Genomic DNA, 13,512 nt, shown 5'->3' on the forward strand with positions numbered 1-13,512 from the left:
TCATGGATATGGTCGCCATATACGCGGCATCAAAGGCATGGACCTTGCGGGCCAACATAGTCCTAGTCGAGGGGACATCCGACGAAGCGCTGTTTAAACGTGCCGACGAATTGTCCGTGCAAGCCGGCCGTTCGCTCCTCGGCGATGAGATCAGCATCGTAGCGGCAGGTAGACGTGACCGTGGGGGCACTTACGGGGTCGCCCGTGAGCTCATCACGGTTCGCTCTATGGTGCCGCTCGTACTCGACCGACATGGAAGGCCCGTGTATCGGGTCTTGGGTCTCGTCGACAATGACGGAGCCGGGCGTAGAATTATCAAAGATGTCGTCCGCGTGGACCGAAGCGCATTCGAGTTTCGGGACATCGTCGCCGTGCGACCTGTGACACCAACATTCCAGCAGATGGAGCCGATCGGTCGCCAGCGCGAGTGTGATCTTGCCAACCTCCCCTATCGAACACTGGACTGGGAAATCGAGGATGCGTTGTCTCCGCGACTTCTGCAGCTATTCGAGCGAAGATACCCTGGGATGATTACCCACCGGAGGAGGGAGAGTGACAAGACGCATCGCGAACTGACGATGGCTGGAAAGTCCTCGCTTCATCGATTGGTGCATAATGAAGCCACTCTTCAAGACCTCGCCGGCGTTGTCCAGATTGTTAGAATGATCCGGTCTATGTTGGGGTTGCAAGTGCCCGCGACATAGCTGTGAGCGAGGTTCTAAGGGTGCATACTCCTCGCTGCTCTGAGGCAGCTAAGAACTATTGGGGAGCTGCCGGCTCTATGGGCAACCTGCTCTCGGCGGACAGCATAGGATGCGGTCGGTTGGTCCGATGGGCTGACCTGATGGCGGCACTGGGCAACTTAATTGGCCACATTATCAGCATGAACCGTCCACCGGCCAACGTCGGCCTGGGTCCACAAACATACGGCCTGAATGCCGAGGGGGAAGTTCCCAATGACCTTCGGTCGCGCTCCGTGAGAATATCGGCTTCGACGGGGCGGAGTCCGTCCCTTGACTGTTACCATGCTTCGGTTACTCCCCGTGGCAGATTGTACGCCGCCGACTCCCGAGGAAAAGTAGCTTTGAAACTGCCAGTCGCACGCACCGGGTCAATTCCGGCTGCGCAATACCTTCGCATGTCCACCGAACACCAACGCTATTCGCTCGACAATCAGAGCGCCGGGATCGCGGCTTACGCCAAATCGCGTGGCTATCAGATTGTCGAAACCTACAAGGACGCGGGACGGAGCGGCCTGTCATTGCGCGGACGAGCGGGCCTCAAACAGTTGCTCAGCGATGTAATGGGTGGCAAGGCCCCCTACGAGATTATTCTCGTTCTCGACATCAGCCGATGGGGGCGTTTCCAGGACGTGGATCAGTCAGCCCACTACGAGTTCCTATGCCGAGAGGCTGGCGTTTCGGTCGCCTATTGTGCGGAAGCGTTTGAAAACGATGGCAGCGCGACGTCCGCGATCGTCAAGCAGATAAAACGCGTCATGGCGGCAGAATACAGCCGAGAGCTATCAAGAAAGGTATCGCGCGCGCAGCGCCAACAGGCGCGGCTTGGCTTCAGGCAAGGCGGCGATGCTCCTTACGGCACCAGGCGGCAGCTGATCGACGAGGGCGGCACTCGCCGTATGATACTGGAGCCGGGCGAACGCAAAGCGATCATCACCGATCGGATCATTCTGACCCATGGGCCGAGGGAGGAGACGGATCTCGTACGTCGAATCTTCCAAATGTTCGTCGATCAAAAAATGCGCCTTGCCGAGATCGAAAAAGCGCTGGCGTCAGAGGGGCGTACATCCACCCGTGGTGGCGACTGGTCACTGGGCACCATCCGTAATCTCCTGAGAAACGAAATCTACATCGGCCGCTACGTCTTCGGCCGGCAGCTCAACAATTTGGGCCGGCCTTTCAAGACTCTGCCCGAGACCTGGTCGCGTTCGGAAATGATGGAGCCCATCATTCCCATAAAACTATTTAAAGCCGCGGCGCGTCGGCTGAAAGAGATCACCAGGGTGCGCCTGAGTGACCAAGACCTCCATGACCGTCTTACTCGGCTTTACGTACAGCACGGACGCCTGACGTATTCACTCGTGCATGATTGTCCGTACCTGCCTCTGCCTCAGGCAGTACGGAAACGCTACGGTAGCCTGTACGCAGCCTATCTGTCAGTCGGATATGAAATGCCGACGCGATGGAAACTAAACGCCGACGGCAAACCATACACCAACGAGGATCTTCTCAACGAACTGCGTCGCATCTACGCCGAGCATGGGCGCCTAACGACGGCGATCATCAACAAGGATCTCCATTCGCCCACTGCCAGATATTTTATTCGGAGGTTCGGCGGTCTTACCAACGCGTGTCACTTGGCAGGTGTTGGCGAAGTGAGCATGACGAGCCGCCGGGCAGCTTCATTGCAAAATCAGCGTGAGCGGCATGAAAGGGGCGTTACGCGATCGACGATCCGGTTCAACGAAGATGGCAGCCGCATCACTGATGAACAGCTTCTGGATCACCTGCGACGGTTGATGAATCACCACGGCCACCTTTCGGTAGATGTCATTGATGCAGATCCTACCACACCGACCAGCCAGTTCTTCCGCCGGCGGCTTGGCGGCCCAAAGGCGGCCTACGCCCGAGTTGGGTATCTTTCCGATCAGAGTGCTATCGTAAAGGCGGCGCTGAAGCGTCTAACGCCTAATTGTCCCTCAGAGCCCGCCGTTTAATTAGCCACAATGTTAAAAGGTTGTGCCCGCCGGCCGCCGCCACTTCCAGCGCCCGCTTGGCTGTCTCCTGGCCCTTGATGTCGGCAAGGTCGGGCAGGTCGCGCGCCGAGGCGTGGATGCCGGCTTCGGGGCGCGACAGCACCTGCGTGCCGCGGAAATGATTGGCGATCGCAATCAGGCTGCGTGGCGCCAGAATGTCGAAATCCTTGCCGGCCCAGGCCGCTTCCGGGCCGCAGGCGAACGGGCAGATCAGGCCCTTGCCCTCGGCGTTGGCGCCGATTGCCGCTGGCAAGGCGCCGGCCACCGCGGCAATCGTGCCGTCGAGCGACAATTCGCCAAGCACGACGTAGCCGGCCAGCATGTCGCCCGGAATGGCGCCGAGCGCCGCCATCAGGCCAAGTGCGATCGGCAGGTCGTAATGGCTGTCCTCCTTGGGCAGGTCGGCCGGGGCAAGATTGACGGTGACCTTCTTCGACGGCATCGACAGGCCCGACGCATGCAGTGCCGCTTGCACCCGCTCGCGGCTTTCGGCCACCGCCTTGTCGGCTAGGCCGACGATATGCATGTTGACCTTGCCGGGCGCGATCATCACCTGCACGTCGACCGGCACGGCCTCGATGCCCTGGAAAGCGACCGTGCGAACCCGCGCCACCATTTTATGCCTCCGGATAGTGGTTCGCTTATGCCTTGGCGATCAAGGCGCGAGTGAGATCGGACAAGACAACCACAGATTTCGGAGTTAGGCAAGAACATTACAAGAACATGCGGTTGCTTTACGCAAGCCGAAGAAGCTACCGGCAAGCACGCACCGTTCATGAGTCGGCTTCGATCGGAAGCTTGGGTGATTAACTGTCGCGCAACTAACGGGAAACAGCAAGGTCAGTGGGTGGGAAGAAAGCCCATCGCCGGTGTCGATCCGCACTGGGCCATACATCGAATCGATCAAATCAGGAACATTGCAGGAATACCCAGCCCCGCCGGTCGCGGCCGGGTTGTGCCCGGTTGAAAAAGCGGAACATGGTTAAGACAAAATGAAAACGGCTTACTTCCGCTTGTCCTCGACCGCGTCCCAGAACAGGCTGGCGATGTCGGCGCCGCCAAAGCGCCTGACTTCGCGCACGCCGGTTGGCGACGTTACGTTGATCTCAGTCATGTAGTCGCCGATGACGTCGATGCCGACGAGGATGAAGCCGCGCGATTTCAGCGCCGGCCCGATGCGGGCGCAGATTTCGCGCTCGCGCGTCGTCAGCTCGGTCTTTTCGGCACGGCCGCCGACATGCATGTTGGAACGGGAATCGTGCTCGGCCGGTACCCGGTTGATGGCGCCGACCGGCTCGCCGTCGATCAGGATGATACGCTTGTCGCCCTTGCGCACATCCTTCAAATAGCGCTGCACGATATAGGGCTCGCGGAACATCTGGCCGAACATTTCGAGCAGCGAGGCAAGGTTGCGGTCGGCCTCCAGCATGTGGAAGATGCCGGCTCCGCCATTGCCGTAGAGCGGCTTGATGATGATGTCGCCGAACTCCTTGCGGAAGGCGGCGACTTCGAGCGGATCCTTGGTGATCAGCGTGTCCGGCATCAGGTCGGGAAACTCGGTGACGAAGATCTTTTCCGGGCTGTTGCGCACCCAGGCCGGGTCGTTGACCACCAGCGTCTTCGGGTGGATGCGTTCGAGGATATGCGTGGTAGTAATGTAGTTCATGTCGAAAGGCGGATCCTGGCGCAGCAGGACGACATCCATTTCCTCCAGATCGGTGCGTACCTTCTCGCCCAGCGAATAATGGTTGCCCTTCTCGTCGCGTACCTGCATCTCCTCGATGCGGGCAAACACCTTGCCCTCGCGCAGCGATAGCCGGTCGGGCGTGTAGTGGAACAGCTGATGGCCGCGCCGCTGCGCCTCCAACGACAGAGCGAAGGACGTGTCGCCGGCGATCGACACGGTGGAGATGTGGTCCATCTGGACGGCGATTTTCAGCTTCATGGCAAGTCTCCGGCGGCTCGGATGGGCGACTGTCTTGCCTGTACAGGCTCACTGACCGTCTGCCAATCGCGACATTTTGAAGATTGGCATCAGACAACCGCAAGCCGCCGTGCCGATCGATTGGAGACAAGGCGAGGCTGCGCGTCATCGCTTTCTTAAGCCTTGCCGTGCAACGGTAAGCCCGAATGCGCCCGGCCGAATTGACGCAGCGCCGGGCACTCGATGGAACAACGACCAATGAACGCCGTCACCGCCATCCGCGCCTCCGCAACCAAACAGCTCGAACTCACCATTCTCATGCCGTGCCTCAACGAGGCCGAGACGCTCGCCGTCTGCATCGGCAAGGCGAAGGCCTTCCTCGACAAAGCGGGCATCTCCGGCGAGGTGCTGATCGCGGACAATGGCAGCACCGACGGATCGCAGGCGATTGCCGCGGAAGGTGGCGCCCGTGTCGTCCCGGTGGCCCAGAAAGGCTATGGCGCAGCCCTTTTGGGCGGCATCTCCGCCGCTAAGGGCCGTTTCATCATTATGGGCGATGCCGACGACAGTTATGATTTCGGCGCGCTGGAAGCCTTCGTCGCGCGGCTGCGCGACGGCGCCGACCTGGTCATGGGCAATCGCTTCCAGGGCGGCATCGAGGCCGGCGCCATGCCGCCGCTGCACCGCTACCTCGGCAACCCGGTGCTCAGCTTTGTCGGCCGCCTGTTCTTCCGCATCAAGACCGGCGATTTCCACTGCGGCCTGCGCGGCTTCAATGCCGACAGCATCAGGAAGCTCGACCTGCAGACCACCGGCATGGAATTCGCCAGCGAGATGGTGGTGCGTGGCGCCCTTGCCGGCCTGCGCATCGAGGAAGTGCCGACCACGCTCAAGCCCGACGGCCGCAGCCGGCCGCCGCATCTCAGGACCTGGCGCGACGGCTGGCGGCACCTGAAGTTCCTGCTGGTCTACAACCCGCGCTGGATGTTCTTCATCCCGGGCACGGTGCTCGCCGGCCTTGGCCTGTTGTTCGCGGCGCTGCTGGTGTTCGGGCCGCTGCGCGTGATCGACAACCTGTCGCTCGACCTCAACACCTTCGTCGCCGCCTGTTTCATGGTCGTCACCGGCGTCCAGCTCATCACCTTCGGCGCCATTTCGCGATACTATGCCGAGATAACCGGCATCCTGCCGCCAAGCCGCCGTTCCGACTGGCTGACCAGGACCATCAGCACCGATCGGCTCGCCGCCAATGCCGGCATCTGCTTTGCCGGCGGCGTCTTGTTCTTCGGCTATGCCGTGGCGCGCTGGGCGCATCTCGGCTTCGGCCCGCTGGACGATTCCGAGATCCCACGCATCGTCGTGCTGGGCCTGAGCCTGATCGTCATTTCATTGCAGGTCTTCTTCTCGGCTTTTCTGCTCGGTGTCCTGGAAATACCGGTCAAGCGGCTGAAGTCCGGCCGGGCCGGTCAATCCAATGAACTCCCGGCCAATGAGTTGCCGACCTGTGAATCGCCGGCTAACCAACGGCCGGCGCGCGACGCATGAGCGAGGCATTGCCCGTCTTTGTCCGGACGCGCCTGTTCCGGTTCCTGACGGTCGGCGTCGGCGCCGCATTGCTGCTGTTCGTCCTGTCGTGGCTCCTGGTGTCGCTGGGCTTTTCGCCCTTCATCGGCAGTGTCGTCGCCTATGCGATCACCTTCGTTGTCGGCTATAGCGCGCAGCGTGGCTGGACATTCGGCGGCCAGCACGATCATGCCAGCGCCATGCCGCGCTATCTTGCGCTGCAGGTCGGATGCGCGCTGTTTTCGGGCCTGGTGTCGCATCTGGCGGTCACCCGTTTCGGCATGTCGGCGCTAGCCATGTCGGCGCTGATGACGGTTGCCGCAAGCACGGTAAGCTACATTCTGTCGTCGCTGTGGGTGTTTCCGGCGCGCGATTGATGCATGGCGCCCAAAAGTGGCGCAAAATCGCGCCGCTTTACGCTTTGTGAAGCGGCCGGCGCTAGCGTGCGCCGACAGACACAGGCTGAAAGCCCACTCCATGACCACCGCTCATACCGCGATGCTTTCCAAAGACGGGGAACGCGCCTCCTGGCGAGCGGACCTCATGCTGGCGCTGCTTGCCACGCTCGGCTTCCTTGTCGTCAACGCCTGGGCTGGATTCCCGGCGCTGAACAATGCCGGCGGCGACAATGACGATCTGCTGCGGCTGGTCGAAGTGCGCGATCTCTTGGCCGGCCAGGGCTGGTTCGACCTGCATCAATACCGGATGGGCCTGGAAGGCGGCTTCGTCATGCATTGGTCGCGGCTGGTCGATGCGCCTATCGCCGCCATCGTGCTCGCCGTATCGAGCCTGACCGGCAACACCTTGCTGGCCGAGAACGTTGCGCAGGTGGCGTGGCCGGCGCTGCTTTTCGGCCTGACGATGGTCTTCATCATTCGCGCCGCGCGCAGCTTTGCTGGCGATGGCGCTGTGCTGCCCGCCGTCATCGTCGGCGCGGCAGCGCAGTATTTCATCGGCATCTTCGAGCCGGCCGCTCTCGATCATCACAATGTCCAGCTGATGCTGACCGTCGCAAGCCTGAGTTTCCTGCTCGAAGCGCGTATGCGCAGGCCGGCGGCGTTCCTTGCCGGCCTGTGCGCCGCGCTGACCCTGGCCGTCGGCATGGAGACCGCTCCCTACGTCGCCGCCATCGGCGTCTGCGTGGCGACGCTGTTCGCCTTTGACGCATCAGGCGAAAGACTGATCGCGAGGGATTTCGGCCTTGGCTTTGCCGGCGTCGCGGCGCTTGTCTTCGTCGCCACCGTCCCGCTGTCGGCGTGGGGCCAGGCGCAATGCGATGCCTTCTCGACGATGCAGTTCGTCGTCGCGGCCCTTGCCGGAACCGGCCTTGCGGCGATCGCCTCGCTCGAAGCGGCCGGGCGCGGGCAGCGTCGGCTGTCGCTTGCCGTGCTCGGCGTTGCGCTCGGCGCGGTCCTCCTTTTGCTGTTCCCGCAATGTCTGGCCTCGCCCTATGGCGGGCTCGATCCGCGCCTGAAGACGTTGTGGCTCGATCATGTCGACGAGGCGCAGTCGCTGTTCCAGCTCGCCGCCCACGATCCCGCCGAGCTGGCGGCGCGCTATGCCACGCCGCTGGTGGCGCTCGTGCTGATGGCGTTGCGCCTACGTCGTGGCGGCTGGCGGCACCAGGACAGCCTCGTCGCCACGCTGCTTGTCGTGGCGTTCCTGGTCAGTGTCTGGCAAGTGCGCGGCTCGACATTCTCGATTGTCTTCGCGGTGATCCCGCTGTCGGCCTGGATTGCCAAATGGCGGCAGCGGGCCGAAACCAGCCCGTCGCGCGGCTCGGTGCTGCGGATGGCCGCAGCCTGGCTCATCTCGGTGAACTCGCTCTGGTCTGGCGCCGCCCAGGCGGCGTCGGCGGCGCTCGCAACCGGTGTAAAGATTACCAGCGACGCTGGCGTCGACCCGTCTTGCCAGGCCAAGGCTACGTTCGCCACACTCGGCAGGTTGCCCGATACCACCGTGCTTGCCGTCTCCAATATCGGATCGCCGATCCTGGTGTACTCGGGGCATCGCGTGTTCGCCGGGCCCTACCACCGCAACGTCGCGGGAGACCTGCTTGCGCTCGACGCGTTCCTCGGTTCCGATGCGCAAGCCAGGTCGATCGTCGGCGATCATCACGTCGGCCTTGTCGCGCTGTGCCGCGGCAACTCGGAAAGCCAGCTTCTGGCCTCCACCGCGCCGGACGGCTTTCTTGCCGGGCTGATGCGCGGCAACGTGCCGGAATGGCTGGAGCCGATCGCGGACACGAAGGGCGCCTCGCTCGAACTCTACCGTGTCCGGCCCAGGGGCTGACGGCCTGAAACAAGGGCTGGACGCACCGCGCGTCGATCCTTCCGAACGCGACGCGCTTTACCCGCGAATAATCGATTTGGGGATACGTTTCCTAAAGGGTTTGCTGCCAATCTGAAGCTAAATTCCGAAGTCACAAAACAGGGATACCGATGCAAACTTCGTTTGGCACCGGTCAGGCAAACAGGGATAGCACGGATCTGGCGTTCACCGATCCGTTGACCGGGCTTGGCAACCATCGCCGCTTCTTCGACAAGGTCGATCGCCTGATCAGCGACCGTGCCGACGACCCGGCGCCGTTTACCGTCGGCATTCTCGACCTCGACGGCTTCAAGCCGATCAACGACCTGTTCGGCCACAAGGCCGGTGACGATATCCTGATCCAGGTCGCGATGCGGCTGCGCGCCTCTATGGACGGCCATTCCACCGTCTGCCGCATCGGCGCCGACGAATTCGCCTATCTTTACCCGATGGTGTTCAGCGAGGAAGCGGCGGCTGAGAAATCCCGCATGCTGATCGAGATACTTTCGGCGCCCTATGATGTCGGCGAACGCACCGCCAGGCTTTCGGCCTCGGTCGGCTGCTCGCTGTTCTATTCGGGCGATGAGACCACCGAGATCCTCATCAACAAGGCAGAGACGGCGCTCTACCACGCCAAGCGTTCCGGCCGTGGCCGCGTCGTCGTCTACACCCGCGAGATGGAAGAGGCGGCCAAGCGCGTCACCCGCATCGAACAGGCGCTGCGCCGTGCTGTCTCGGCCGGCGAGGTGGAGCCGCATTTCCAGCCTATCGTCGACCTTAACACGCGCCGCACCATCGGTTTCGAGACGCTGGCGCGCTGGACCGATCGCGATCTCGGCTCGGTGCCGCCAACGGTCTTCATTCCCATCGCCGAGGAGCGCGGCATCATCGGCCCGCTGTCGCAACTGGTGCTGCGCAAGGCGACCGAAGCGGCCAGGAGCTGGCCGAAGGACCTGTTCCTGTCCTTCAACCTGTCGCCCTCGCAGCTCGTCGACCAGAACACCGGCCTGCACATTCTGGCGATACTTGAGCGCACCGGCTTCGATCCGCGCCGGCTGGAGATCGAGATCACCGAGACCGGCCTGATGAACGATCCGGCCTCGGCCGAGAAGATCGTCGAGGATCTGCGCCGTGTCGGCATCCGAGTCTCGCTCGACGATTTCGGCACCGGCCAGTCCTCGCTCGGCCGCCTGCGCGAATTTCATTTCGACAAGCTTAAGATCGACCGCGCCTTCGTCTCCTCCATTCTCGACGACCGCCCGTCCGAACACATCATCCGCGCCATTCTCGCCATGTGCGAGGGGCTCGGCATGGACGTGGTCGCCGAAGGCATCGAGCAGGAGGCGCAGGCCGATCGCCTGGTCCAGTTCGGCTGCGCCGGCGGACAAGGCTATCTGTTCGGCAAACCGGTCGATGCCGATGCCACGCTTGGCTACCTCCGCGATTCCTTCCGCGGCGTCTTGCGCGCCAACGCGATCTGACCGGCTAGCTCGAAGCGGCCCCGCAATCCCTGTGGGGCAGCTGTGCGTCCGCTGCGGCGCATTGTCGTTTTGTCTGACATAAGCCCGCAATCCGTCGTTTCGCCCTTGCCCGCACGACATGTCTGGCTAGGATGCGCGCCGGCCTGACCACAGCGCCGCGCGTCCTTCAGGACGCGCAAAGGACGCTGTCGGGGTCATGCGCAGGGAGAAAAAATATGATGCCATCGGCGCATTTTGCCGACCTCGAGGGAGCCTCGGTGCTGATCACCGGCGGCGGCTCCGGAATTGGCGCGGCACTGACCGAGGGTTTTGTGCGCCAGGGCGCCAATGTCGCCTTCATCGACATCGCCGACGGCCCCAGCACTGCCCTTGCCGACCGCATCGAGAAAGCATTTGGTCGCCGGCCGCTGTATCTCAAGACCGACCTGCGCGACGTCGAGGCCTTGCGGACCTCGGCAGCCAGGGCGGCCGACGCGCACGGCGAAGTCACCGTGCTGGTCAACAATGCGGCGCTTGACGAGCGCCACGCCGTCGAAGACGTGACGGTGGAATTCTGGGACAACAACCAGGCGATCAATCTCAGACCGCATTTCTTCACCGCGCAAGCGGTGGCACCGGGCATGAAGCGGGCCGGCGGCGGCTCGATCATCAACTTCACTTCGACGTCCTACCTGATCAATCACCCCGACATGCCGGCCTACACCGCCGCCAAGGCCGGCATCCTCGGTCTGACCAAGGGGCTGGCCGGCAAGCTCGGCGTGGACGGCATCCGCGTCAACGCCATTGCGCCCGGCTGGGTGATCACCGAGCGGCAAAAGGAGCTCTGGGTGACCGAACAGGCGCTTGCCGCCCATGTCGCCAAGCAGTGCATCAAGCAGGTGATGCAGCCCGACGACATCGTCGGCACGGTGCTGTTCCTCGCCTCGGATGCCTCGCGCATGCTGACCGCGCAGATGCTGATCGTCGATGGAGGTTTCCTGTGAGCCCAGGGTTTGCCGGCAACGCGCCGGCGGTAGCCGTCGTCGACTGGGGCACGACCCGCATGCGGGTCTGGCTGATCGACAAGGGCGGCAAGGTCCTTGCCGAACGCCGTGGCGATGATGGTCTGATCACCGCCCAGCAAAAGGGTTTTTCGACCATTCTCGAAGGGCACCTCGCAGCCATGGCTGCGCCGGACGCGCTGCCCGTCATCATCTGCGGCATGGCCGGCTCTCGCCAGGGCTGGCTCGAGGCGCCCTATGTCACCGTTCCGGCGCCGCTCAGCGCCATCCTGGCGGGTGCGGCGAGGGTACCGGGCCAGCACCGCGATGTCCGCATCGTGCCGGGCCTCGCCCAGCGCCAGATCGATGCGCCCGACGTGATGCGCGGCGAGGAAACGCAGCTTGCTGGCGCCGGCCTGCCGGCCAAGGGGCGCCACCTGGTCTGCATGCCCGGCACCCATTCGAAATGGGTGCTGGTCGAGGACGGCGCGGTTGCCGGTTTCGGGACTTGGCCGACCGGCGAGCTGTTTTCGGTGCTTGCCGCGCACTCGATCCTGCGCCATTCGCTCGGCGAACATCCCAAGCCGGTCACCCCTAGCAATCCATTCTTCCGCAGTTGGTGCGAAACCGCACTGGCCGAGGCCGGCGATGTCACCTCGAGGCTGTTTTCCATCCGTGCCGCGGGCCTGCTGCAGGATCTAAGAGCCGACGATGCCGCCGCTTGCCTGTCCGGCCTGCTGATCGGTGGCGAGATCGCCTCGGCCAGCCGCCGCCATGGCGCTGGCGCCGAACCTGTCGTGCTGGTGGCGTCCGGCGCGCTTTCAGCACTTTATCAGGCCGCCCTCGGCCTTGCTGGACTTGAGGTCCGCACCGTCGATGCCGACGAGGCGGTGCGTGCCGGGCTCATCGAAGCGGCACGCGAGAACGGCATGATCGCCAGAACCGGAGCAGCCCCATGAGCCAGACCGCACCTTTCCCGAAGCTCAAGCGCGGCCTGGTCGCCATCCTGCGCGGGCTCAAGCCGGACGAAGCGATCGCGATCGGCCAGGCGCTGTTCGACGCCGGCATCGAGGCGATCGAAGTGCCGCTCAACTCGCCGGAGCCGTTTTCGTCGATCGCCCGGATCGTCGAAGTGCTGCCGAAAACGGCACTGGTCGGCGCCGGCACGGTGCTGACGCCGACCGATGTCGATGGCTTGCACAAGGCCGGCGGCCGGCTGCTGGTCAGCCCCAACATCGATGCCGAAGTGATGGCGCGTGCGATGCATCACGGCATGGTTACCATGCCCGGCGTGTTCACGCCGACGGAAGCCTTCCAGGCGATCCGGCTCGGCGCTTCGGCGTTGAAATTCTTTCCGGCGAGCGTGCTCGGCGCCAGCGGCATTTCCGCGATCCGGGCGGTGCTGCCGGCGCAGACATTGGTCGGCGCGGTTGGCGGCGTTTCGGAGAACGACTTTGCCGGCTACAAGGCGGTGGGGGTGACGGTGTTTGGTCTCGGCTCCAGCCTGTTCAAGCCCGGCATGACCGTCGACGAGGTGGCGGCGCGAGCACATGCCGCCGTCACGGCCTGGGATGCGGTGTTCGGAGAGGCATGATGAGCGAAGCGATCGTCTCGGTTTTTTCCGACCACATCTGCCAGCTCGGCGAAGGGCCAAGCTACGATCCAGTCACCGATGCGCTGTTCTGGTTCGACATCGTCAATGGCCAGCTTCTGGAAAAGCCCGTGGCCGGCGGCGCGCTGAAAATCCACGAGCTTGGCCAGATGGCAAGCGCCATCGCCATCATCGACGACCAGCGCCAGCTGATCGCCACCGAGACCGGGCTTCATGTCCGCGATGTCGCGACCGGCACCATGAGCCTGCACACGCCGATCGAGGCCGACAATCTCGCCACCCGCTCCAACGATTCCCGCGTCCATCCCTGTGGTGCCCTGTGGACCGGCACGATGGGCAAGACGGAGCAAAAGGGCGCCGGCTCCATCTACTGGTTCTTCAAGGGCGAATTGCGCCGCCTGTTTTCGGACATCACAGTCTCCAACTCGATATGCTTTTCGCAAGATGGCGGGCTCGCCTATTACACCGACACCTCGACCGGATTGTTGATGCGCGTCGACTGCGACCCGGCGACCGGCCTGCCCACCGGCGAGCCGAAAGTTTTCGTCGATCACCGCTCGGCCAAGGGTTATGTCGACGGCTCGGTGGTCGATCGTGACGGCGTGCTGTGGAACGCCGTCTGGGGCGGCAAAGTGGTCAAGGCTTATGCTCCTGACGGCACGCTGCTGCGGTCCGTCGCCATGCCGGTGACACAGCCATCCTGTCCGGCCTTTGTCGGCAAGAACGCCGACCGGTTGGCGGTGACATCCGCCTGGAAGGGCAAGGATGAGAAGCAGCGCAAGCTCGATCCGCAGGCGGGCATGACCTTCCTGCTCGACATCCCTGTCAACGGCCGTTTCGAGCCGCGCGTGCTGATCGCCTGATTG

At 63.3% G+C, this 13,512-nt stretch carries 11 protein-coding genes and 1 pseudogene; 10 read left to right on the plus strand and 2 right to left on the minus strand.

Annotated elements, in window-relative coordinates:
* Positions 1-2: 2 nt before the first annotated feature.
* Complete coding sequence (locus tag AC1D08_RS00575; RefSeq protein ID WP_477422377.1) at positions 3-704, plus strand: hypothetical protein; 702 nt, start codon at positions 3-5, stop codon at positions 702-704.
* A gap of 380 nt (positions 705-1,084) precedes the next feature.
* The gene (locus AC1D08_RS00580) at positions 1,085-2,737 is read left to right on the plus strand and encodes a recombinase family protein (protein WP_477422379.1); all 1,653 of its coding nucleotides are present in this window, start codon (positions 1,085-1,087) and stop codon (positions 2,735-2,737) included.
* A gap of 13 nt (positions 2,738-2,750) precedes the next feature.
* Here the strand turns inward: AC1D08_RS00580 and AC1D08_RS00585 are convergent.
* Together AC1D08_RS00585 and gshB are read right to left on the minus strand one after the other, a co-directional pair.
* A pseudogene (locus AC1D08_RS00585) lies at positions 2,751-3,392 on the minus strand (magnesium chelatase domain-containing protein); the annotation flags it as partial.
* Between the two features lie 387 nt (positions 3,393-3,779).
* Entirely contained in the window at positions 3,780-4,721 is a 942-nt protein-coding gene (gshB, locus tag AC1D08_RS00590) for a glutathione synthase (RefSeq protein WP_457150892.1), read from the minus strand.
* Between the two features lie 237 nt (positions 4,722-4,958).
* Between gshB and AC1D08_RS00595 the strand changes: the two genes are divergently transcribed.
* The 8 genes from AC1D08_RS00595 to AC1D08_RS00630 all read left to right on the plus strand — a co-directional run bounded on the left by AC1D08_RS00595 (position 4,959) and on the right by AC1D08_RS00630 (position 13,509).
* Complete coding sequence (locus AC1D08_RS00595; RefSeq protein ID WP_457150891.1) at positions 4,959-6,245, plus strand: glycosyltransferase family 2 protein; 1,287 nt, start codon at positions 4,959-4,961, stop codon at positions 6,243-6,245.
* Positions 6,242-6,640 (plus strand): GtrA family protein, encoded by a 399-nt coding sequence (locus AC1D08_RS00600; protein WP_457150890.1) that lies wholly within the window; start codon positions 6,242-6,244, stop codon positions 6,638-6,640. The genes AC1D08_RS00595 and AC1D08_RS00600 overlap by 4 nt, the downstream gene beginning before the upstream one ends.
* Positions 6,641-6,740: 100 nt before the next feature.
* On the plus strand, positions 6,741-8,555 hold the full coding sequence (locus AC1D08_RS00605; protein WP_457150889.1) for a GtrA family protein: 1,815 nt from the start codon (positions 6,741-6,743) through the stop codon (positions 8,553-8,555).
* Positions 8,556-8,704: 149 nt separating this feature from the next.
* Complete coding sequence (locus tag AC1D08_RS00610) at positions 8,705-10,054, plus strand: putative bifunctional diguanylate cyclase/phosphodiesterase (protein WP_477422381.1); 1,350 nt, start codon at positions 8,705-8,707, stop codon at positions 10,052-10,054.
* A 215-nt stretch (positions 10,055-10,269) separates the two neighbouring features.
* The gene (locus AC1D08_RS00615; protein ID WP_457150887.1) at positions 10,270-11,037 is read left to right on the plus strand and encodes an SDR family NAD(P)-dependent oxidoreductase; all 768 of its coding nucleotides are present in this window, start codon (positions 10,270-10,272) and stop codon (positions 11,035-11,037) included.
* The gene (locus tag AC1D08_RS00620) at positions 11,034-11,993 is read left to right on the plus strand and encodes a 2-dehydro-3-deoxygalactonokinase (RefSeq protein WP_457150886.1); all 960 of its coding nucleotides are present in this window, start codon (positions 11,034-11,036) and stop codon (positions 11,991-11,993) included. The genes AC1D08_RS00615 and AC1D08_RS00620 overlap by 4 nt, the downstream gene beginning before the upstream one ends.
* Positions 11,990-12,628 (plus strand): 2-dehydro-3-deoxy-6-phosphogalactonate aldolase, encoded by a 639-nt coding sequence (locus AC1D08_RS00625; RefSeq protein ID WP_477422383.1) that lies wholly within the window; start codon positions 11,990-11,992, stop codon positions 12,626-12,628. Before AC1D08_RS00620 ends, AC1D08_RS00625 begins: the two co-directional genes overlap by 4 nt.
* Entirely contained in the window at positions 12,628-13,509 is an 882-nt protein-coding gene (locus AC1D08_RS00630; protein ID WP_477422385.1) for an SMP-30/gluconolactonase/LRE family protein, read from the plus strand. The genes AC1D08_RS00625 and AC1D08_RS00630 overlap by 1 nt, the downstream gene beginning before the upstream one ends.
* Positions 13,510-13,512: the final 3 nt, after the last annotated feature.

The organism is Mesorhizobium sp. P2_E6 (genome assembly GCF_056403835.1).